The sequence below is a fragment of the Brevundimonas aurantiaca genome (assembly GCF_014199955.1).
Lineage (GTDB): Bacteria > Pseudomonadota > Alphaproteobacteria > Caulobacterales > Caulobacteraceae > Brevundimonas > Brevundimonas aurantiaca.
The window spans coordinates 82825-101390 of record NZ_JACHOQ010000005.1 but is presented as its reverse complement, the minus strand read 5'-3'; the positions used below and the strand labels follow the sequence as shown (position 1 = coordinate 101390).

The 18566-nt window shown below is 67.2% G+C and carries 19 protein-coding genes; 7 read left to right on the top strand and 12 right to left on the bottom strand.

The genetic code is table 11. From position 1 onward, the window contains the following. Positions 1-16: 16 nt before the first annotated feature. The 4 genes from alr (at position 17) to purF (ending at position 4679) form a co-directional block, all read left to right on the top strand. A complete protein-coding gene (gene alr / locus GGQ93_RS11525; RefSeq protein WP_183217128.1) occupies positions 17-1048 on the top strand; it encodes an alanine racemase in 1032 nt (343 codons plus the stop codon). Positions 1049-1141: 93 nt separating this feature from the next. Next, complete coding sequence (radA, locus tag GGQ93_RS11520) at positions 1142-2521, top strand: DNA repair protein RadA (protein WP_152950549.1); 1380 nt, start codon at positions 1142-1144, stop codon at positions 2519-2521. Between the two features lie 28 nt (positions 2522-2549). Continuing rightward, complete coding sequence (locus GGQ93_RS11515) at positions 2550-3146, top strand: CvpA family protein (protein ID WP_183217126.1); 597 nt, start codon at positions 2550-2552, stop codon at positions 3144-3146. A 27-nt stretch (positions 3147-3173) separates the two neighbouring features. Beyond that, a complete protein-coding gene (gene purF, locus GGQ93_RS11510) occupies positions 3174-4679 on the top strand; it encodes an amidophosphoribosyltransferase (RefSeq protein ID WP_183217124.1) in 1506 nt (501 codons plus the stop codon). A 10-nt stretch (positions 4680-4689) separates the two neighbouring features. Here the strand turns inward: purF and GGQ93_RS11505 are convergent, their stop codons facing one another. Further along, positions 4690-5895: an MFS transporter gene (locus GGQ93_RS11505; protein ID WP_183217122.1), complete on the bottom strand. Its 1206-nt coding sequence runs from the start codon at positions 5893-5895 to the stop codon at positions 4690-4692. Between the two features lie 102 nt (positions 5896-5997). On the opposite strand from GGQ93_RS11505, the gene GGQ93_RS11500 reads away from it, so the two are divergent. Further along, positions 5998-6759 (top strand): SDR family NAD(P)-dependent oxidoreductase, encoded by a 762-nt coding sequence (locus tag GGQ93_RS11500; RefSeq protein ID WP_183217120.1) that lies wholly within the window; start codon positions 5998-6000, stop codon positions 6757-6759. A 35-nt stretch (positions 6760-6794) separates the two neighbouring features. Here GGQ93_RS11500 and GGQ93_RS11495 read toward each other — a convergent pair whose 3' ends face one another. From GGQ93_RS11495 to GGQ93_RS11455, 9 genes are all read right to left on the bottom strand, one after another. Beyond that, on the bottom strand, positions 6795-7421 hold the full coding sequence (locus GGQ93_RS11495) for a methyltransferase family protein (RefSeq protein ID WP_183217118.1): 627 nt from the start codon (positions 7419-7421) through the stop codon (positions 6795-6797). 225 nt (positions 7422-7646) lie between these two features. Beyond that, positions 7647-8138, bottom strand: a complete 492-nt coding sequence (locus GGQ93_RS11490) for an NUDIX hydrolase (RefSeq protein WP_183217116.1) — start codon at positions 8136-8138, stop codon at positions 7647-7649. A gap of 4 nt (positions 8139-8142) precedes the next feature. After that, positions 8143-9762 carry a ribosome biogenesis GTPase Der gene (gene der / locus GGQ93_RS11485; RefSeq protein ID WP_054766026.1) on the bottom strand — a complete coding sequence of 540 codons (1620 nt, stop codon included), beginning with the start codon at positions 9760-9762 and terminating at the stop codon, positions 8143-8145. 31 nt (positions 9763-9793) lie between these two features. Further along, complete coding sequence (locus GGQ93_RS11480) at positions 9794-11173, bottom strand: PQQ-binding-like beta-propeller repeat protein (RefSeq protein WP_183217114.1); 1380 nt, start codon at positions 11171-11173, stop codon at positions 9794-9796. Positions 11174-11196: 23 nt separating this feature from the next. After that, positions 11197-11931 carry a tetratricopeptide repeat protein gene (locus GGQ93_RS11475; protein ID WP_183217112.1) on the bottom strand — a complete coding sequence of 245 codons (735 nt, stop codon included), beginning with the start codon at positions 11929-11931 and terminating at the stop codon, positions 11197-11199. Between the two features lie 79 nt (positions 11932-12010). Next, the gene (gene panB / locus GGQ93_RS11470) at positions 12011-12847 is read right to left on the bottom strand and encodes a 3-methyl-2-oxobutanoate hydroxymethyltransferase (RefSeq protein WP_183217110.1); all 837 of its coding nucleotides are present in this window, start codon (positions 12845-12847) and stop codon (positions 12011-12013) included. A 57-nt stretch (positions 12848-12904) separates the two neighbouring features. Further along, positions 12905-13306, bottom strand: a complete 402-nt coding sequence (locus GGQ93_RS11465; protein WP_054766030.1) for a hypothetical protein — start codon at positions 13304-13306, stop codon at positions 12905-12907. Continuing rightward, a complete protein-coding gene (locus GGQ93_RS11460; protein WP_152950553.1) occupies positions 13296-13850 on the bottom strand; it encodes an RNA polymerase sigma factor in 555 nt (184 codons plus the stop codon). Before GGQ93_RS11460 ends, GGQ93_RS11465 begins: the two co-directional genes overlap by 11 nt. Before the next feature lie 21 nt (positions 13851-13871). Next, on the bottom strand, positions 13872-14267 hold the full coding sequence (locus GGQ93_RS11455) for a DUF6249 domain-containing protein (RefSeq protein WP_054766032.1): 396 nt from the start codon (positions 14265-14267) through the stop codon (positions 13872-13874). 185 nt (positions 14268-14452) lie between these two features. Here GGQ93_RS11455 and GGQ93_RS11450 point away from each other — a divergent pair, with 185 nt between their 5' ends. Continuing rightward, entirely contained in the window at positions 14453-14692 is a 240-nt protein-coding gene (locus tag GGQ93_RS11450; RefSeq protein WP_054766033.1) for a DUF2188 domain-containing protein, read from the top strand. A 13-nt stretch (positions 14693-14705) separates the two neighbouring features. Next, positions 14706-15533, top strand: coding sequence for an endonuclease/exonuclease/phosphatase family protein (locus tag GGQ93_RS11445; RefSeq protein ID WP_183217102.1), 828 nt, complete (start codon positions 14706-14708; stop codon positions 15531-15533). Here GGQ93_RS11445 and GGQ93_RS11440 read toward each other — a convergent pair. Next, a complete protein-coding gene (locus GGQ93_RS11440) occupies positions 15526-15873 on the bottom strand; it encodes an arsenate reductase (RefSeq protein ID WP_183217100.1) in 348 nt (115 codons plus the stop codon). The two genes, GGQ93_RS11445 and GGQ93_RS11440, sit on opposite strands and share 8 nt — an antisense overlap. A 66-nt stretch (positions 15874-15939) precedes the next feature. Further along, entirely contained in the window at positions 15940-18555 is a 2616-nt protein-coding gene (locus tag GGQ93_RS11435) for a TonB-dependent receptor domain-containing protein (protein WP_183217098.1), read from the bottom strand. Between the last annotated feature and the right edge of the window lie 11 nt (positions 18556-18566).

Here is an 18566-nt window from a genome sequence, read left to right as displayed (position 1 = left end):
ACGCCATAAGGCCGCCATGCCCTCCCCCGCCCTGCTGTCCGTCGATCTGAACGCCCTGGCCCGCAACTTCCACACGCTGGAAGCCGTGACCGGCGCGCCGGTTCATCCGGTGGTCAAGGCCGACGCCTATGGGCTGGGCGCCGAGGCCTGTGCGACCCGGCTGATGACCGAGGGGGCGCGGACCTTCTTCGTCGCCCGCGCCGATGAAGGCCTGGCCTTGCGGGCGGCGCTGGGCGATGCGCCGGTCATCTATGTGCTGGACGGCTGCCACGACGGGGCGGCCGGCGTGCTGAAGGCGGCGAACCTGCGTCCAGTGCTGAACCAGCCCCGACAGATGCAGGCTTGGAGCCAGGTCGGCGGCGGCGCCTGCGGCATCCAGATCGACACCGGCCTGAACCGGCTGGGGTTCCGCCCCGAAGACGCGCCGGAGCCGTTCGAGGGCCTCGATCTGATCATGAGCCACCTGGCCTGTGCCGACGAACCGAACCAGCCGATGAACCGGCGCCAGCGCGACGCCTTTGAAATCGCAGCGGCCCGCTATCCCGGCGCCACGCGATCCCTGGCCAACTCGGGCGGTTGCTTTCTGGGGCGGGACTACAGCTTCGACGCCGTGCGCCCCGGCGTCTGTCTCTATGGCGGCGGGCCGCAGGGTCGGCCAGATGTCAGGATCGCCGCCGTCGCCACCCTGACCGCCGAGGTCTTGCAGGTTCGAGACGTCAGGGCGGAGGAAAGCATCGGCTATTCCAGAGGCTTCGTCGCCGACCGTCCCGTGCGAGCGGCCGTGGTGGCTGCGGGCTATGCCGACGGTGTCATGCGGGCCTATGGACAAGGCGGCGCCGCCTGGGTGTCGGGCGAGATCCGCCCTCTGCTGGGCCGGGTGTCGATGGACGTCTGCACCCTGGACGTCACCGGCCTGGACGTCGCGGTCGGCGATCGGGTCGAGCTTTTCGGCGCGAACCGTCATCTGGATGAGGCGGCGGCCGCGGCCGGGACCATCAGCTATGAACTATTGACTGCAATCAGCGACCGGGTGCCCCGCGCCTATTGAGACGAATGCGACCGCGACTGACGTAGAAGAGGACGATGAAGGCGCAATGCTCGGCCCGTCACCCGACGTCGGCTGTCTCTGCTAAGGAAGTCCATGGCTCGCGATTCCGCTCTCTACGTCTGTCAGTCCTGCGGCTCGGTCCACGGCAAGTGGTCGGGTCAGTGTTCATCGTGCGGCCAGTGGAACACCCTGACCGAAGAGAGCCGTTCCGCGCCGCCGGGCGCGATCAAGCCTTCGGCGGCCGCTTCGGCGCGCGGACGCGGCCTGCAGTTTGAAACCCTTCAATCCGACACCCCCGAACCGCCCCGCATCACGACGGGCGTGGCCGAGTTCGACAGGGTCTGCGGCGGCGGGGTGGTGCCGGGTTCGGCCATCCTGCTGAGCGGCGATCCGGGCGTGGGCAAGTCCACCCTGCTGCTCGAGGTCGCGGCCAAGGCGGCGCTTCGCGGCGGGCGTATCGCCTATATCTCGGGCGAAGAGGCCGTCGAGCAGATCCGAGCGCGGGCCAAGCGGATGGGGCTGGACCAGGCGCCGGTCAATCTGGCGGCGGCGACGGCGCTGCGCGACATCCTGGGCACGCTGAAGCGCGAACAATTCGACATCGTCATCGTCGATTCGATCCAGACCCTGTGGTCCGACGTTCATGAGAGCGGGCCCGGCTCCATCACCCAGGTCCGGGCCTGCGCCGGCGAAATGGTCCGACTGGCCAAGACGCAAGGGATCGCCGTCGTCCTGGTCGGCCACGTCACCAAGGACGGCCAGGTGGCCGGGCCGCGCGTGGTCGAACACCTGGTCGACGCCGTCATGACCTTCGAGGGCGAGCGCGGCTATCCGTTCCGCATCCTGCGCGCCGGCAAGAACCGGTTCGGCGCCACCGACGAAATCGGGGTGTTCGAAATGGGCGACAGCGGCCTGCGCGAAGTCGCCAATCCCTCCGCCCTCTTCCTGGGCGAGGGCAAGGACCGGGCGCCCGGCGCCGCCGTCTTCGCCGGGATCGAAGGCTCGCGGCCCGTTCTGGTCGAGATTCAGGCCCTGGTGGCGCCCTCGGCCTATGGCACGCCGCGGCGGGCTGTGGTCGGTTGGGACTCCGGTCGCCTGGCCATGTTGCTGGCGGTGCTGGAGGCCCGGTGCGGCCTGGGCTTCGGCGACAAAGATGTCTATCTGAACGTCGCCGGGGGGCTGCGGATCAACGAGCCGGCGGCGGACCTGGCGGCGGCGGCGGCCTTGATCAGCTCGGCCCTGGACATGCCCCTGCCCCAGGGCTGCGTCGTCTTCGGCGAGATCGGGCTGTCGGGCGAGGTCCGCAGCGTGGGCCGAGCCGAGGCGCGGCTGCGCGAGGCTCAGAAGCTGGGCTTCGACCATCTGCTGTGCCCGCCCCTGCCCCAGAGCGCGGGGAAGACAAACGGGGTCAAGGTGACGTCGGCGACGCGGTTGACGGATGTGGTCGAACGAATCTCGCAAAACCGCTATTAGACGGGCGCAACAGTTTCTGGACCTCTGAGTGACCGGTTACGACGTCTTCGCCATAGTGGTGATCCTGTTCTCCGCCGCCGCCGGCTGGGTGCGCGGCGGGGTGCGCGAGATCATCACCCTGCTCAGCGCCCTGCTGGCGGCGCTGATCGCCCTGGTGACCCTGCCCTGGACGGCCATGCTGGGGCGGGCCCTGGTCAATCCCGACTGGGCCGGGACGATCCTGGCGGCGATCGTGACCTTCATGGTCGTCTATTTCGGCATCCGCATCTTCGGCTCCATCCTGTCCAAACAGGCCCAGGCCCATCCGCAGTTGGGAGGAATCGACCGGTTCATCGGAGTGTTCGTCGGCGCAGGCCGGGCCTTGGTCCTGTTGGGCGCCGTCCATCTGGTCATCGTGGCCGCCATGCCGGGCGAACGGACGCCGAAATGGCTGACCCAGGCGGCGCTCTATAAGGTCAGCGCCGTCGGCGCCCGCGCCATTCAGATCGTCCTGCCCGGCATCGGGCGCGGCGCCGATGCGATCACGCCTGTGGTGGATTCATCCGTGCGCAAAGGGTTTTCGAACGACGAAGCCTTGCCTCGGACGCAATCCGAGACTAACTCGCCGCGCGAAGCCGCCCCGTAAGTTTCCCCCGGTCATCGGAGCCCCACGATGCGCCACCATATCGCCGATCCCGTCGTTCACCGCGAGCACTGGCGCGAGCCGGAGGATGATCAGCTCCGTCTGGAGTGCGGCGTCTGCGGCGTCTGGGGCGCGGACGAGGACGAGGGCTCCGCTGTCGTCGCCCTGGGCCTGCATGCGCTTCAGCATCGCGGTCAGGAAGCCTGCGGCATCGCCAGCATAAAGGACGAACGCTTTTACACCGAACGCCATCAGGGGCTGGTGGGCGAGGCCTTCGGCGGCGCCGACCTGATGACGCGCATGCCCGGTCGCGCGGCTGTCGGCCACACCCGCTACTCCACCGCCGGCGGCAGCTTCCTGCGCAACATCCAGCCCATGTTCGCCGACCTGGACCAGGGCGGCATCGCCATCGCCCACAACGGCAACCTGACCAACTTCAAATTCCTGCACAGCCAGCTGGTCAGCGAAGGCGCCATCTTTCAATCGACCTCGGACTCCGAAGTCATCCTTCACCTGATCGCCCGCAGCCGTAAGGCCAAGATCGTCGACCGCTTCATCGACGCTCTGGCGCGGATCGAGGGCGGCTACGCCCTGGTGGCCCAGACCCGTCACAAGATGATCGGCGCCCGCGACCCTCTGGGCATCCGCCCCCTGGTGCTGGGCCAGATGGGCGAGGCCTGGGTCCTGGCCTCCGAAACCTGCGCCCTGGACATGATGGGCGCCGCCTTCGTGCGCGACGTCGAACACGGCGAGGTCGTGGTCATCGACGAGAACGGCGTCGAATCGATCAAACCCTTCCCCGCGCGCGCCGCTCGCCCCTGCCTGTTCGAATACGTCTATTTCTCGCGTCCCGACTCGGTCGTGAACGGCCGTTCGGTCTATGAGGTCCGCAAGGAAATGGGCCGGGGTCTGGCCCGCGAATGGGGCGTGGACGCCGATATCGTCGTGCCGGTGCCCGATTCCGGCGTGCCCGCCGCCCTGGGCTATGCCCAGGAGAGCGGCATCCCCTACGAGATGGGCATCATCCGCAGCCACTATCTGGGCCGCACCTTCATCCAGCCCAGCCAGGGCGCCCGGCAGAAGGGCGTGCGGATGAAGCACAGCCCCAACAAGTCTGCCCTGGCCGGCAAGCGGGTCGTGCTGATCGACGACTCCATCGTGCGGGGCACCACCTCGGTCAAACTGGTCCGCGCCGTCCGGGCGGCCGGGGCCAAGGAGGTTCATCTGCGTTCGGCTTCCCCGCAGATCCTTTTCCCCGACTTCTACGGCATCGACATGCCCGAGCGGGCGCAACTGCTGGCGGCCAACAAGACGCTGGAGGAGATGCGCGAAATGCTGGAGGTCGATTCCCTCGGCTTCCTGTCCATCGATGGCCTGTATCAGGCGATGGGCGAGCCCGGCCGCAACAATGACGCGCCCCAGTTCACCGACCACTATTTCACCGGCGACTACCCCACCCGCCTGTTGGACCGGGAGATCGAGGAAGGCGGCCGGGAGTTTTCCGCACGACAACTTTCGCTGCTGGTCAGCGCATGATTATCAGGGGTTAGGCTTCCGGAGTTATAGGGGCCACAGACCCGGGTGTTTCGACGCCCGGTAGGCCGATAAACAGTCCCAGAACCACCGCCGCCGCGCACAGGCCCGTGATCACCAGGAAGGGCAGAACGGGCGACCTCTCATACAGAATGGTGCTGCCCAAGGGGGCGATGATGGCCGCAACCCCCTGCATCAAGGCGGCCAGACCAGCGGCGGCGCCCTGACGATCTTCAGCCGCCCCCAAGGAAATCCCTGACATATAGCCGGGCATGGCCAGGCCGGCTCCGACGCCGAACAGAGCATAGGCGATCGCATAGGTCGGTTCGGAAGCCGTGGCCAACAGCAGCAGCAGGGAAACGATCAGAAACGGCGTCCCTGCGCGAACCAGCCTGCGCGGCGCCCATTTCAGCAGCCGCATCTGCAGGGTCTGGGTCACCACCAGAAAGACGCCCACCAGCGTCAGGCACAGGGCGACGAAGCGGGCCGTCGCGACATTGTCCAACCCCAACCGATCCTGAAAATAGAAGCCGCCGCTGACCTGAAGGGTGACGATGGTCAACATGATCAACAGACCAATGGCCAGCCAACCCCGCACCTGCGGCGCGAAAGGACTCAGCCGACGTGTCGTGGCCCTTTCCCTGGGCGCGGTTCGCGGCACGACGATCAGCACCATTATGAAGGCGGCGACCGGAAGGAGGGTCGCCAGAACCATCGGCCATATCAGCCCCTTCAGGGCCAGGACGCCGCCGATCGCCGGACCGACGATCATGCCCAGACCACTGGCGGCCCCGATCAGAGCCATGCCCGCGCTGCGGGTCTCGCTGGTGGTGACATCGGCCATATAGGCCTGGGCTGAAGCAGGCACGGCCGCCAGAAACGCCCCGACCAGCGCCCGTCCGGCGAAAAGGGCCGCCAGCAGAGGAAGCCCCGTCAACAGCCCCTTCAGCCCCTGGTCGATCGCCATCGTATAGAGGACATAGGCGACGAACAGACCGGCGAAGCCCGTCAGTATGACCGTCTTTCGCCCCCAGTGATCGCTCTTGGCGCCCCACCAGGCGCCTGTCGCCGCCATCACCACCGACGCTATGGAGACCATCCAGCCGGTCTGGCTTTCGGTCAGGCCCAGCTCCCGTGTCAAAGGCCCCAGGATGGGCATGATGATCATCATGCCCAGGGTTGAGGCGAAGACCGAAAAGAAGATCGCCACCCGATCCATGACTAAGCCCTTCCTGCATTTGATACTCATTATCGTTTCACAAGTCCGCTCCCTTGTCCAGACCGGCTTGGCCTTTGCGGCGTCACAGCCTATCAGTCCCTCATGTCAGACGTCGCCCGGCCCCCGCTCTCAGACCGTATCGCCCTCGTCGTCGGGGCCTCGCGCGGCATCGGCTATGAGAGCGCCCTCGCCCTGGCCAAGGCTGGCGCGCACGTGGTGGCTACAGCCCGGACACAAGGCGGGCTTGAGGAACTGGACGACGCCGTCTTCGCCGCGACGGGCAAACACGCGACCCTCGTCCCGTTCGACCTGGTCGACGGGGGCGGGATCGACCGGCTGGGCGGCGCGATCTTCGAACGGTTCAAGAAACTGGACATCTGGGTCCAGGCGGCGGCGACCATGGGGCCGTCGGGCCTGACGCCGGTGGCCCACGCCGATCCGCGCGAGTTCGCCAAGGTCGAAAAGGTCAACTTCACGGCCGTCTACCGGCTGATCCGCTCGCTGGAGCCGCTGCTGCGCGCCTCGGACGCCGGGCGGGCCATCCATTTCACGACCAGCGTCGCGACCACGCCTCGGGCTTTCTGGGGCATGTACGCCGCCACCAAGGCGGGCGCCGAGGCTTTAATGAAGGCCTGGGCGGACGAGGTGGAGAGCACCCCGATCCGTGTCAGCATCGTCGATCCCGGTCGGATGCGCACCGCCATGCGCGCCCAGGCCTTCCCCGGAGAAGACCCGCAGACCCTGCCCCATCCGTCGGAAATCGGCCCCCTGGTCGTTGAACTGGCGCGGGGCGACCTGACGCCGCCGCCGACGATCCGCTTCCGCGACTGGAGGGCCGGGCCGACGACGGAAGCCTTGGTCTGACGGCGAGTGAAGCCAGGGGTCTGTGCCCCCGCCAATCAGGGCAGGCGCACCACAGCAGCCAGCCATCCCTGGGCCTGGGCCAGGTCCACGGCCTCAAACAGCGGTATGGCGAGCAGGAAGACCAGCCCGTCTCTAATCGTGGTCAGAAAGAAGCTCGGCCGCACCGACAGCTCTGGCTCGTCATGCCAGCGGGTGAAGTCAGGCAGGAAGCGAGGCGTCCGCGCCTTGTAATCGGCATAGGCGGCGCCGAAGGTCGCGCCCAGCCAGGCCTCTTCGCGGCGAACAGTCAGATAGAAAACGGCCACGGACGCGAGGGTGAACAGCACCGCCAGCGTCAGGCTGCCGCTCTGGGCGCCGATGCCGAAGGCGCCGAAGAAGCTGAAGATATAGAGGGGATTGCGGCTGATCGAATAGGGGCCGCGCGAGACGATCTCGGCCTTCTTGCGCCCTCCGATATAGAGGGAACACCAGGCCCGGCCGACGATGGCGAAGACGATGGCGGCCAGACCCACGGCCTCGACGCCTTCGTGAAGCGGACTGTCCAGGCCCGTGGCGGACTGGGACACCATCGTCAGGCCCACCAGACCCAGCAGGGCGACGAGCACGGCGCCCTTACGCACCTTTTGCACCGCTTGAAGATCGAAGATCGGGGATGTCGTCATGGTGTTCTCCTATCCTCGAGGGATCAAGCGCCGCAGTGGGCCTTGCTGCAAGCATTATGATTGCAAACGAATATCCCTATCGAAAAAGGACGCCATCGGAGGGAACTTCAGACAACCGAAACTCCCGTGCTTGCTCCGCACTCAGCCTATCCGATCCACAGGCTGGCTCAGCAGGACGGCGACGATCAGGGCGGGCATGGCGAAGGTTCGAGGCGGACCAAGACCCTAGCCTTGATCAACACCCCTCGCCATCGGCGTCAGCCGCTCCAGAATGTCCGCCAATTCCTGGGGCCAGATCGTCTCTGTCGAGGCGCGGATCTGGTCGAGGCTCCACCAGCGGTGCTCGGCCAGGACGCGCCGCTCCGCCTCGGTCCAACCGTTGGAGGACAGGTCGAAGCCGTCCCTGCGGAGCAGGAAGAAGCGCTGATCGACGTCGGCCATGCAGCCGTCGGGCAGGCGGAAGCTGACGCGGACGCGGGCGACCTGGGGGCCCGGATCAGCGACGATCAGGCCCGTCTCCTCGAACAGTTCGCGGCGTGCGGCGTCCTCGTAGGTCTCGCCCGGATCGCAGCCGCCGCCCGGCGTGGCCCAGAATTCGGATCCCGCAAGGGGGCCGTCGGCGAAGGCGAAACGGAACAGCAGCACCCGCCCCTGCCCGTCCAGGATCAGCCAGCGCGAGGTCGGCCGGTCGGGAAGGACGGACGCGACCTCGCTCATGAGGTCACTTCTTGGCGCCGCCCTTCTGGCCGGTGCGGATGCGGCCTGAGCGCGACACTTGACGGGCGCCGCCGCGCGCGCCCTTCTGGATCGCAACAGACGATCCGGCCTTCTTGGACGCGCTGGCCTTCAGGCCGCCCAGCACCTTGGGCTGGGCCTTGCGGGTCTTCTTCTGCTCCAGCGCCTTGCCGGGCAGCTTGGACAAGGCCTCTTCCTTCTCGGCCTTCTTGACGCGGCGCGGCGCGGTCTTGGCGTCGCCCTTGTAGCGTTCCGGGCCGGACTTGGCGCCGCCCTCGGCATAGGGATTGGCGCCGCTGGACTTGACGTTCAGGCGGATCGGCGTGCCCGGCAGGTCGAAACTCTCCCGGATCGAATTGACCAGATAGCGCTTGTAGTGATCCGGCATGGCCTCGGCGCGATTGGCCATCAGCACGAAGGTGGGCGGACGGGCCTTGGTCTGGGCGATGTATTTCGGCTTGATCCGCTTGCCGTCCACGGCGGGAGGCGGGTGGCGCTGAGTCGCCATGGACAGCCAAGTGTTCAGGTCCTTGGTCTTCACCTTGACCGACCAGGTGTCATAGGCCTGAAGCACCGCCGGCATCAGTCGATCGACGCCCCGCCCCGAGTGGGAAGACAGGGCCACAAAGGGCGAACCCTTCAACTGAGGCAGTTTGTCTTCCGCCAGGGTCTTCAGCTTGGCCAGCCGCGACTGGGGTTCGTCTTCCAGGTCCCATTTCGACGCGACATAGACCAGGGCCCGCCCTTCCCGCTCGACCAGATCGGCCAGCTGCAGATCCTGGGTGTCGAAGGCGTCGTCCTTGTCCATGACCAGGATCACCACCTCGGCGAAGGTGATGGCGCGGATGGTGTCGGCGACCGACAGCTTCTCCAGCTTCTCCTGAACACGGGCCTTGCGCCGCATCCCGGCCGTGTCGATCAGGCGGATGTTCTTGCCCTCGAACGTCCAGTCCACCGAGATGGAGTCGCGGGTGATCCCGGCTTCCGGCCCCGTCAGCAGCCGGTCGTCGCCGATCAGACGGTTGATCAGGGTGGACTTGCCGGCGTTGGGCCGGCCGATCACGGCGATACGGATCGGCTTGTCCGGCTCGTCGATCTCCTCGACGAAGATGTCCTCCGAACCGGCGCGGAGGGCGGCGTAGAGGTCGGCCATGCCCTCGCCGTGCTCTGCGGAGATAGCGACGGGCTCGCCGAAACCCAGGGCGTGCGCCTCGCCCACGCCGCCGCCGCTCTCCCGGCTCTCGGACTTGTTGGCCAGCAGGATAATCGGCTTGTGCACCTTGCGCAGGCGTTCGGCGAAGATCCGGTCCAGCGAAGTCACGCCTTCGCGGGCGTCCATCATGAACAGGATCAGTTCGGCGTCGTCGATAGCCGCCTCGGTCTGTTCGCGCATCCGCGCCTCGAGGCTTTCGTCGGTGACGTCCTCATAGCCGGCCGTGTCGATCAGCGTCAGGTCCATGTCGCCGATGTTGCCGTCGGCATAGCGCCGGTCGCGGGTCACGCCGGGCCGGTCATCGACCAGCGCGAGGCGTTTGCCGACGAGACGATTGAACAGTGTCGATTTGCCCACATTGGGGCGGCCGACGATGGCGACCTTCAGAGCCATGTCGGCCTTCTAACGTAATTCTGGCTGAAAATCAGCGGATACAGATCAACTGACCGGTGTCGGTCAGCACATAGAGGGCGCCGTTATAGGCCGCAGGCGCGATATAGGCGGGCGCGCCCAGCTTCAACGTCGTCTGAGCGACGCCTGTCTTCGGATCGAAGGCGACCGCTTCGCCGTAGGAGTTGACCATCACCAGACGGTTCGAGGCCAATAGCGGGCCGGACCACTGCGGCGTGATGGTGCGACGGCCGAAGCGCAAGAAGCCGCCGACCTTGCGGGCGCGGCCTTCATTCAGCTCGCGAGTCCAGTAGATCTGGCCGGTGTCGCGATTGGCGGTGATCAGCTCGCCGGACTTGGACACGACGAAGACCACGTCGCCGACCGGCAGGGGCGCGTTCACGCCCGTGACCGGCAGTTGCCATTTGGGTTGACCCGAGCGCAGGTCCAGAGCCGACAGCACGCCTGAATGGCTGACGCCATAGACCATGCCGCGGCTGATCACGGGGCGACCGGCCACGTCGCGAACCTCGGACAGGGCGCTGGTGCGGCTGGTGCGCGACAGGGTCTGTTCCCACAGGGACTGGCCGTTCAGGGCGCTCAGCGCCACCAGCTGACCCGAGGCGAAGGGGGCGATGACGGTGTTTCCGGTCACGGCCGGGCTGGAGGCGCGCATCACGCGAGCCGGCTCGGCGATGCCGCGATAGGTCCAGTCCTGGGCGCCCGTGTTGACGTCGAAGGCGAACAGCTGGCTATCCACGTCCACGACGAAGACGTGCGAACCGACCACCGTCGGCGCCCCGTGAATGGGCGCGTCCACCGGCTGAGTCCAGGCGACGGTCCCGGTATTGGCGTCCAGCGCCGTCATGGAGCGATAGCCGGAGGAAACGAAGACCTTGCCGCCGGCCACGGCGACGCCGCCGCCGAAGCCGCCGTTGCGGTCGCGCTCGCCGTTCTTCACGTCGGTCTTCCACAGAACCGCGCCCGTGTCTGCGGAAACGGCCGACACGGTCGATTCGCCGTCCAGAACGAAGATCTTGCCGTCGGCGGCGACGATGGGCGCCATGACGTTGCCGACGCGGGCCGACCCGCGGCCGATGTCGCGCTTCCAGGCGATCTTGAAGTCCGGCGCGGCGATGACGTGCTCGACCAGGTTTTCCGCCGTGCCGCCCGGCTGGGTCCAGGCCGTCGCGGCCTGCGGACCCGGCAGGAAATAAGTCCGACCGGACAAGGCCGCCGAGGGCGCCAGTTGCTGTTCGAACTCCAGCACCGAGATGCGCTGGCCTTCGGACGCCGTCGCTTTGGGATCGCCCTTCTTGCCCAGACCGAAGGGCAGGTTGCGACTGACGGCGCCGCAGGAGGCCATGGTGGCGGCGACGCCGCAGATCAGCGCGACTTTCAGAACTCGGTTCATCGGGGGCGTCCTGTCGGGGGTCGTCACTGTTGAGCGGGGGCGGTGGACGGAGCGGGGGCGGCCGGCGGAGGCGCCGACTTGGCCGCATCGACGATGGCCTTGAGGGCGCCGGCCGTACCGGCGTCGATCGTGGCCACGGCGATATTGGCGCGCTGGCGGACGTCGTCGGGCACGTCCTGGCCCAGTTGCAGCAGAACGAAGGCTTCACGCGCCTCCTTGGTCTTGCCGTGTTGCAGGCGCGCCAGGGCCAGGGCTTCCTGGGCGAAGGCGTGCAGCGGGCGATCGTCCTCGGCCAGGGGCGTCAACCGCGCCTCCAGATCGGCCAGGGGCGCCGTATCCATCACCAGGAAGGCGGCCTTGAGGGCAGGCGGGTCCGAAAGGATTGGATCGCCCGATGCCTTGGCCGCCTCGTCAAACAGGCGAACCGCGTCCGGAATCTTGTTGGCGCTGACCGCCAGCCCCGCCTGTTGTTGCAGGGCCATGACCTTATAGGCGCCGTTGCCTTCCTTGGCCGCTTCTTCGAAGGCGGCGCGCGCATCGACGGGCTTGTCGGCCCGCAGGGCCTCCATGCCGCGATCATAGGCCTCGGCAGCCTTGGCGGCCTTGCTCGAGTTCAGGCTGTCCCAGCCCCACCAGCCAAGGGCGGCGACCAGGGCGACCACCAGAACGGCGCCCACGACGGGCAGCCAGGTGCGGGCCAGGCGCTTGTACCGGTCGGAGCGAAGCTCCTCCTCGACCTGTTCGAAGACATCAACCACGGAAACGTCGCCCCAAAATCGCAAAAAGCAAACCGGCGCGGACCCTAGAAGGTCGGCCCCTCGCCCGCAACGTCGTCCGTTACGGCGAAGCCGGCTTTTTCGAGAAGTAGGTCTCGACTTCGGCAGGAAAACGGCGGGTTTTCACATCATTGGCGAAAGCGGCGGCCGCGCGGTCGATCTCGGTGCGCAGATCGGCGTATTTCCGCACGAACTTCGGCGCCCAGTCGAACAGGCCCAGCATGTCGTTGACCACCAGCACCTGGCCGTCGCAGGCGGCCGAGGCGCCGATGCCGATGGTGGGAACGTCCAGGGCCTCGGTGATCTCGCGCGCCAGCGATTCGGCGACGCCCTCGATGACGATGCAGAAGGCGCCGGCCTCGGCCGTGGCCCTGGCTTCCTCCAGGACCCGATCCCGCTCGACGTCTGTACGGCCCTTGGCTCGGAAACCGCCCTCGGCCAGCACCGCCTGAGGGCGCAGGCCGACATGCCCCATGACCGGAATGCCCCGCCTCACCAGAAAGGCTACGATTTCGGCCAGTTCGACGCTGGTCTCCAGCTTGACCGCCTGGGCGCCGGTTTCCTTCATCACCCGCACGCAGTTGGCGTAGGCCGCTTCGTTGCCCCCCTCATAGGAGCCGAAGGGCATGTCGACCACGACCAAGGCCCGGCGCGATCCACGCACCACCGCCTGACCGTGCAGGATCATCATGTCAAGGGTGACGCCGACGGTGTTGGGCAGGCCGTGCACCGCCATCCCCACGCTGTCGCCGACCAGAAGAACGTCGCAATGGGGGTCGAGCAGCCCCGCCATCGGAGCGTCATAGGCGGTCAGGCAGACGATCGGCTCGCCGCCCTTTCGTCCCGCGATATCGGGGACCGAAATCCGTTTGACGGTCTCTTGAACATGAACGGACATTGGGCGCCTCCTGACCTGAGGGGCGTCAGATAGGCGCGCCGAAGACGCAAGTCACCCTCAGACGTCCTGCGACAGCTTCACAGCTCCCGCCGCCAGCAGGGCCGCCACCGCGCCCGCCGCGATCCAGAAGGCCAGCATGCCTGAGCCGCCCATCAGGTCGATCGACCCAAGTCCCAGGCTGTCCAAGCCGGTCTGGGCCGCGCCCTGGGCCGCGGCTGCGGCGGTCCGCACCCCCTGCGTCAGGGTCGTGTCGGGGTCGCCGCTGAAGTTGAAGTTCACGCCCTCCCGCACGGCCAGGACGCCGCCGACCAAGCCGGCCGCCGTCAGAGCCAGACCGCGCCAGCGCGACCGCTTCTCCAGCCGGGCCTGCAAGGTGGCCACGAACAGCGCCTCATCCGCCAGAGTCGGAGTGCGCGAAAAAAGGCGCTCGATCATCGGATCGAATTCGTCAGCCGACATGGAGCGACCTCCCGTCCGCCGCCACGGGCTGCAACCGCGCGCGGAGTTTATCCAGACCACGTTTGACATGTGACTTCACCGTGCCGAGTGGCAAATTCATGGCTGCCGCAATCTCCGGGTGAGACATCCCCGCGCCGTGGCACAGGGACACGCAGACCCTTTCCGTTTCGCTGAGGGTCCTCAGCGCCTCGTCCAGATCCATGGAGCCGGCCTGATCCTGAGCCGGCGCCGCCTCATCGGCCTCAGCCTCGGCTACATAGCGGGCTTCGCGGGCGACGCGCTTCAGATAGAGGCGGGCGGCGATCTTCTTGATCCAGCCCGCAAAGGTCCCCTGCCCCCGAAATTCCGAACAGCGCTGAAAACCTTGCAGAAAGGCGTCCTGGGCGACGTCGTCGGCCAGGGACGGCGCCGCGCCCATGCGGCGCAGCAGCCCCCGAACCGCCGAACCGTGCCGCCGGACCAGTTCGCCATATTCCCGCCGTCCGCCGGCCGCCGCCTGGGCGGCCAGCTCCACGTCGTGCAGATCGCGTAAGGACTTGCTCATGACGTCCCCCTCCGGTCGACGTCAGGCCTTGTTCGGGTTGAAGAAGCCCAGGATGATGAAGGCGATCCCGATCGCGGCGGGGATGCAGGACAGACCGAGCAAGACTTCTTGGCCGTTTGAGCCAAAGTCGCGGTGCGCCGAACCGATTATCAGCGCGAAACCGGCCAAGCCTGCTCCGGCCGCCAGGCTCAGAACGCCCTTGCGAATGTCCTTGGTCCGCGACGGCAGGCTTTTCTGCACGTCCTTGGTCATGGCGTCGATCAGTTCGGGCGGCAGCGTCTGGCCCTTGTCCACAGCATGGCGGACGGTCAGCTGCATCTCGGTGCGCTCGCGGCTTTTCAGATAGGAGGGGCCCACGATCACGGCGACGATGGAGCCGAAGACGATGAAGACGATGAAGATGGGTGTCAGTTCCATGACAGACTCTCTTTGATCCGTTGTGACAGCCTGATGCGGCGGCCTTCTGATCACAAGAGGCGTCAGCCCGCGCAAACGGATGCGGAAACCCAGATGAAATATCGGTAAGCTGTCTCATGAAGGCGGCTGACGCATCCGGCCGAGGCCGCTAGGGTCGTCTTCATTGTCATTCTAAGGAGCGCCCCATGGCCCATGTCGTCTACCGGATCGTCGAACACGACGGGGGCTGGGCCTATAGGGTCGGCGACACCTATTCCGAAACCTATCCCACGCATGAGGCGGCCAAGGCCGCGGCCGTCCAGGCCTCGCGGGAACAGAAGGTTCCGGACGAGAACGCCGCCATCGAATATGAAACGGCCGACGGTCGCTGGGTGACTGAAACGGCGGACGGCCACGACCGGCCGGTCACCGATGTCGAAGATTGAGGCGAAGACGGTCTTGATCTCACGTCGCGCCCTTCTCGCCGCCTCCGCCGCCCTGCCGCTGGCGGCGTGCGCCAACGACGGCTTGGCCGGCGGGCCCGCTGACCGGGAGCCGATCCCCTCCCTGACCTTGGCGACCTTCAACATCTGGCACGACATGGGCGATTGGCCCGCGCGGCGGCCGCTTCTGATCGCGGCGCTCCGAGCTCAGAACGCCGATGTCATCGCCTTGCAGGAGGTGCTGGAGGACGCGGACAAGGGACTGGAGAATCAGGCGGAAATCCTGGCGCGCGAACTGGGCGGCTATCAGGTCGCCTTCGTCTCCACCGATCCCCAAGGCGCGCGGCGCCGCTACGGCAGCGCCCTTCTGACCCGTCTGCCCGTACTGGCGCGCGACTCGGTGCGGCTGGAGCCCCTGGACGACTACCGCACGGCGCTGCGTCTGCGCCTGTCCGTCGGCGGCCGGCCCGTCGACGTCGCGGTCACCCACCTGGCCTGGCAGCAGGACGCCGGAGCCGTGCGCGCCCGCCAGATCGGCCATCTGCTGTCCTGGCTGCCTCAGGACGGGACGCCGCTGATCGTCATGGGCGATTTCAACGCCGCCCAGGACGATTCGGGATTGGCGGCTCTGACCGGCCCGCGCTTCATCAGCGCCCTGCCCGCCGGCGCGGCCGAGACGACCCTCAATCCGGCCAAGGGGCATCCGAACCGGGTCATCGACCACATCTTCGTGGAGCGGGCCTTCTTCACTCCCGCCGCCGCCCATCTGTTCGGGGATCAGCCCACCGGCGGGGAATATCCGTCAGATCATTTCGGGGTCGCCGCGACCGTCGCCTTCAACTGAAGGCCTGGGCGTAGAGGTCGGGCTTGAATCCGACCAGCCGCCGATTCCCCAAGTCCAGGATCGGCCGTTTGATCATCGAAGGCTGGGCGATCATCAGGGCGACGGCCTTGTCTCGGTTCAGGCCCGCCTTGTCGGAATCCGGCAGCTTCTTGAAGGTCGTCCCGGCGCGGTTCAGCACCGCCTCCCAGCCGTGTTCATCGACCCAGCCGCCCAGGCGCACGGGATCGATCCCCGCCTTCTTATAGTCGTGGAAAACATAATCGACGCCATGCTGTTCCAGCCAGACGCGCACCTTTCTGACAGTGTCGCAGTTGGGTATGCCGTAAAGCGTCGGGGTCATGGCGAGTTCCTTCGCCCCCCGCCTTAGCCGAGGAAAGAAGGCCGCGCCAGATGGGGTCGGAAGCAGTCAGAAGCGCTTGGTAAAGCCCAGACTGATCACCCGACCACGTGGGTCGGCCACGACGGGGTCGTATCCGAAGGCGAACTGGGCCAGCGGCGGGGCCTTGTCGGCGATATTGACCGCGCCCAACGTCAGGTCGATGTCGGTCCCGAGGGAGCGGGTGTAAAGCAGGTCGATGGTCGTTTGGCTGGCGATCGAGGCGTCGGTGATCCCGCTGCGGTCGTTGGCGTAGCCCGCCGTATAATGAACAAGGCCGGTCAAAGCCTGCCTTCCGTCGCGCCAGTCCAGAACCAACTCTCCCCGATTGCGCGGCAAGGATCGACCGATGTTGTTCAGATTGGTGGACCCCACGCCGGACACGGCGTCGGCGCTCGCATTCAGGCGGATGTCGTAGCGATCGACATAGGTCCAGTCCGCCGCCGCCGACGCCCGTCCGCCCCAAAGATCGCGGCCGTAGCGGGCCGACAGATCCACCCCCTGGGTTTCGATCGACGAGGCGTTGATGAAATAGAGCTGAACGAAGGTCAGGGCCCCGCTCGCGGACCGGGTCAGACGCGACTGGGCGTCCGTACCCGTCCGTCCCGCCAAATCATCGGCCGCCGCCTGGTTGATCACAGCCTGGGCCGATTCCTTGACCACCTGATCTCTATAGTCGAACCGCCAGGCGTCGAGGGACAGCTCCAGCCCGTCCAGCGGACGCCACTGCGCGCCAAAGGTCAGGCTTTCCGACTTTTCGGGCTTCAGCTCCGGATCGCCGGATGTCAGGGTGTTGACGAAGACGAAGGCGCCGCGATCCAGCACCGAAGGCTGCGCCGCCTGAGCGCCGGACTGGGCGTAGACCGAGGGCGCCCGATAGCCCTGGCCCCAGGACGCCCTCAGGGCGAGGGCGTCCACCACCTCCCAGCGAACGGCCGCCTTGGGATTGAACCGGCCTTCCCCGTCATAGGCTTCATAGCGGCCGGCCAGTTGGGCCTCGATCCGGTCTCCCAGATGCAGACGCGCCTCGGCATAGGCGGCCAAAGCCTGCTGGTCGCCGTCGAAGTCCGGCGAATAGCCGGCCGTCAGCAGGTCGCCGCGGTTGACGAGATCGTTCCAGTCGTGGCGGAAAGCGCTGCGGCGAAACTGAAGCCCCATGGCGAGATCGACAGAGCCGCCGTCCCAGCCCAGGGCCTGACCCGAGGTCGAGGCGTCGGCGGTCGTCAGGCTGGCGGCGCCACGCAGACCCGCAGAGCCGATCAGACTGTCGATCAGGGCGGCGCTGTTGGGCGCGCCGGTCCCCAGATAGGCGCTTCCGAACGGGTTGAAATATCGGCAGGCGCCGACGCCGGGCGTCCCAGTCGCCGGGTCGCACCCCGGACCGCCCAGGCCGTTCAGGGCGTTTTGCAGGGCGCTGCCGATCACGTCCGGCTTGTCATAGGCGACGTGCTGGCGGCTGGCCGTGGCGGCCAGACTCCAGCGCCAGCCGCCGGAGAAATCGCCGTCCAGCCCTGCGGCGACCCGCCAGGTGCGATAGTCGAACTGAGCCTTCGACGCCCCGGCCTCGGCGCCGAGAAGCCGACCGCGAAACAGGACGTCTTCTCCGAACGGATTGTCGGGATGGGACGCGGGGACGCTCAGGGACCGCGCCAGAATGGGCAGGGACGGCGTCTGGCGCGCCGTGGTCGAACTGGCCGAGCCCGCCGCCTGCAAGGACAGGCGCATGTCCCCCACGGGGCGTCGATAATCGGCGAAAACCTGGGTCCGCGTCTCTTCCGGCGCCAGGTCGAAGAAGTCCGAATAGTCCAGTCGGCAGAAGGCGTCGGTCGCTGAGTTGAGATAGGCGGATTGGAAGGCGGGGTCGCCGCAGCTCGGATCGGGCGAATAGGCGCGGCGGCTGGGCCGGTAATAGGAGCCGGGCTGGCCGTAGCTGGTCACGGCGGTCCAGGGGGCCCGGCCATAGGTCTGCGCCTGGGCGAAATCCCTTTCATCCGTGCTCAGGGCCGAACGGTGGAAGCGGGACGCCGCGACCGTCAGATCGCCGCCCAGCAGCGTCCAGCCCCCGAGCCCCTGGACCAGGGTTTCGTCCGATCCGTCGGCGAAGGCGTAACGGGCGCTTAATTCCGGATGATCGACCGCGGTGCGGGTGATGAAGTTGACGACCCCGGCGACCGCGTCCGATCCATAGACGGCCGAGGCGCCGTCCTTGACCACTTCGATCCGCTCCAGGGCGATCAGGGGGACGAGGGCGTTGATGTCCACGAAGGCCGCGCCGTCGGTGGCCACCACGGCGCTGGAGGTCCAACGCTGGCCGTCCACCAGGACCAAGGTCGAGCCCAGGCCCAGGTTTCGCAGATTGAACTGCGCCGTGCCCGAGCTTTGCGGCTGATTCAGCTGATCGACCTGCGCCTCAGAGCCCGAATTGGCCGTCACGAGCCGGGTCAGCTGGCCCGCATCGCCTACTCCGGCGGCGGCGAGCACCGTGCGGTTCACGGTTTCCACCGGCGCAACCCGATCTCCCCCGGCCAGACGCGACCCCGTCACCACGACCTCTTCCACCTGAGCGGGCTGCTGCGCCTGGGCCGCGCCCGCGACGGCGACGGCCCAGCCGGCGGCGGTCGCCATCCAGAGTCTGCGCTTCGTCATATCGGTCTTCC

Bases quoted from the DNA above. Each gene is read 5' to 3' on its own strand.
- alr (WP_183217128.1), top strand. From the start codon at position 17: ATGCCCTCCCCCGCCCTGCTGTCCGTCGATCTGAACGCCCTGGCCCGC.
- radA (WP_152950549.1), top strand. From the start codon at position 1,142: ATGGCTCGCGATTCCGCTCTCTACGTCTGTCAGTCCTGCGGCTCGGTC.
- purF (WP_183217124.1), top strand. From the start codon at position 3,174: ATGCGCCACCATATCGCCGATCCCGTCGTTCACCGCGAGCACTGGCGC.
- GGQ93_RS11505 (WP_183217122.1), bottom strand. From the start codon at position 5,895: ATGGATCGGGTGGCGATCTTCTTTTCGGTCTTCGCCTCAACCCTGGGC.
- GGQ93_RS11500 (WP_183217120.1), top strand. From the start codon at position 5,998: ATGTCAGACGTCGCCCGGCCCCCGCTCTCAGACCGTATCGCCCTCGTC.
- GGQ93_RS11495 (WP_183217118.1), bottom strand. From the start codon at position 7,421: ATGACGACATCCCCGATCTTCGATCTTCAAGCGGTGCAAAAGGTGCGT.
- GGQ93_RS11490 (WP_183217116.1), bottom strand. From the start codon at position 8,138: ATGAGCGAGGTCGCGTCCGTCCTTCCCGACCGGCCGACCTCGCGCTGG.
- der (WP_054766026.1), bottom strand. From the start codon at position 9,762: ATGGCTCTGAAGGTCGCCATCGTCGGCCGCCCCAATGTGGGCAAATCG.
- GGQ93_RS11480 (WP_183217114.1), bottom strand. From the start codon at position 11,173: ATGAACCGAGTTCTGAAAGTCGCGCTGATCTGCGGCGTCGCCGCCACC.
- panB (WP_183217110.1), bottom strand. From the start codon at position 12,847: ATGTCCGTTCATGTTCAAGAGACCGTCAAACGGATTTCGGTCCCCGAT.
- GGQ93_RS11465 (WP_054766030.1), bottom strand. From the start codon at position 13,306: ATGTCGGCTGACGAATTCGATCCGATGATCGAGCGCCTTTTTTCGCGC.
- GGQ93_RS11460 (WP_152950553.1), bottom strand. From the start codon at position 13,850: ATGAGCAAGTCCTTACGCGATCTGCACGACGTGGAGCTGGCCGCCCAG.
- GGQ93_RS11455 (WP_054766032.1), bottom strand. From the start codon at position 14,267: ATGGAACTGACACCCATCTTCATCGTCTTCATCGTCTTCGGCTCCATC.
- GGQ93_RS11450 (WP_054766033.1), top strand. From the start codon at position 14,453: ATGGCCCATGTCGTCTACCGGATCGTCGAACACGACGGGGGCTGGGCC.
- GGQ93_RS11440 (WP_183217100.1), bottom strand. From the start codon at position 15,873: ATGACCCCGACGCTTTACGGCATACCCAACTGCGACACTGTCAGAAAG.
- GGQ93_RS11435 (WP_183217098.1), bottom strand. From the start codon at position 18,555: ATGACGAAGCGCAGACTCTGGATGGCGACCGCCGCCGGCTGGGCCGTC.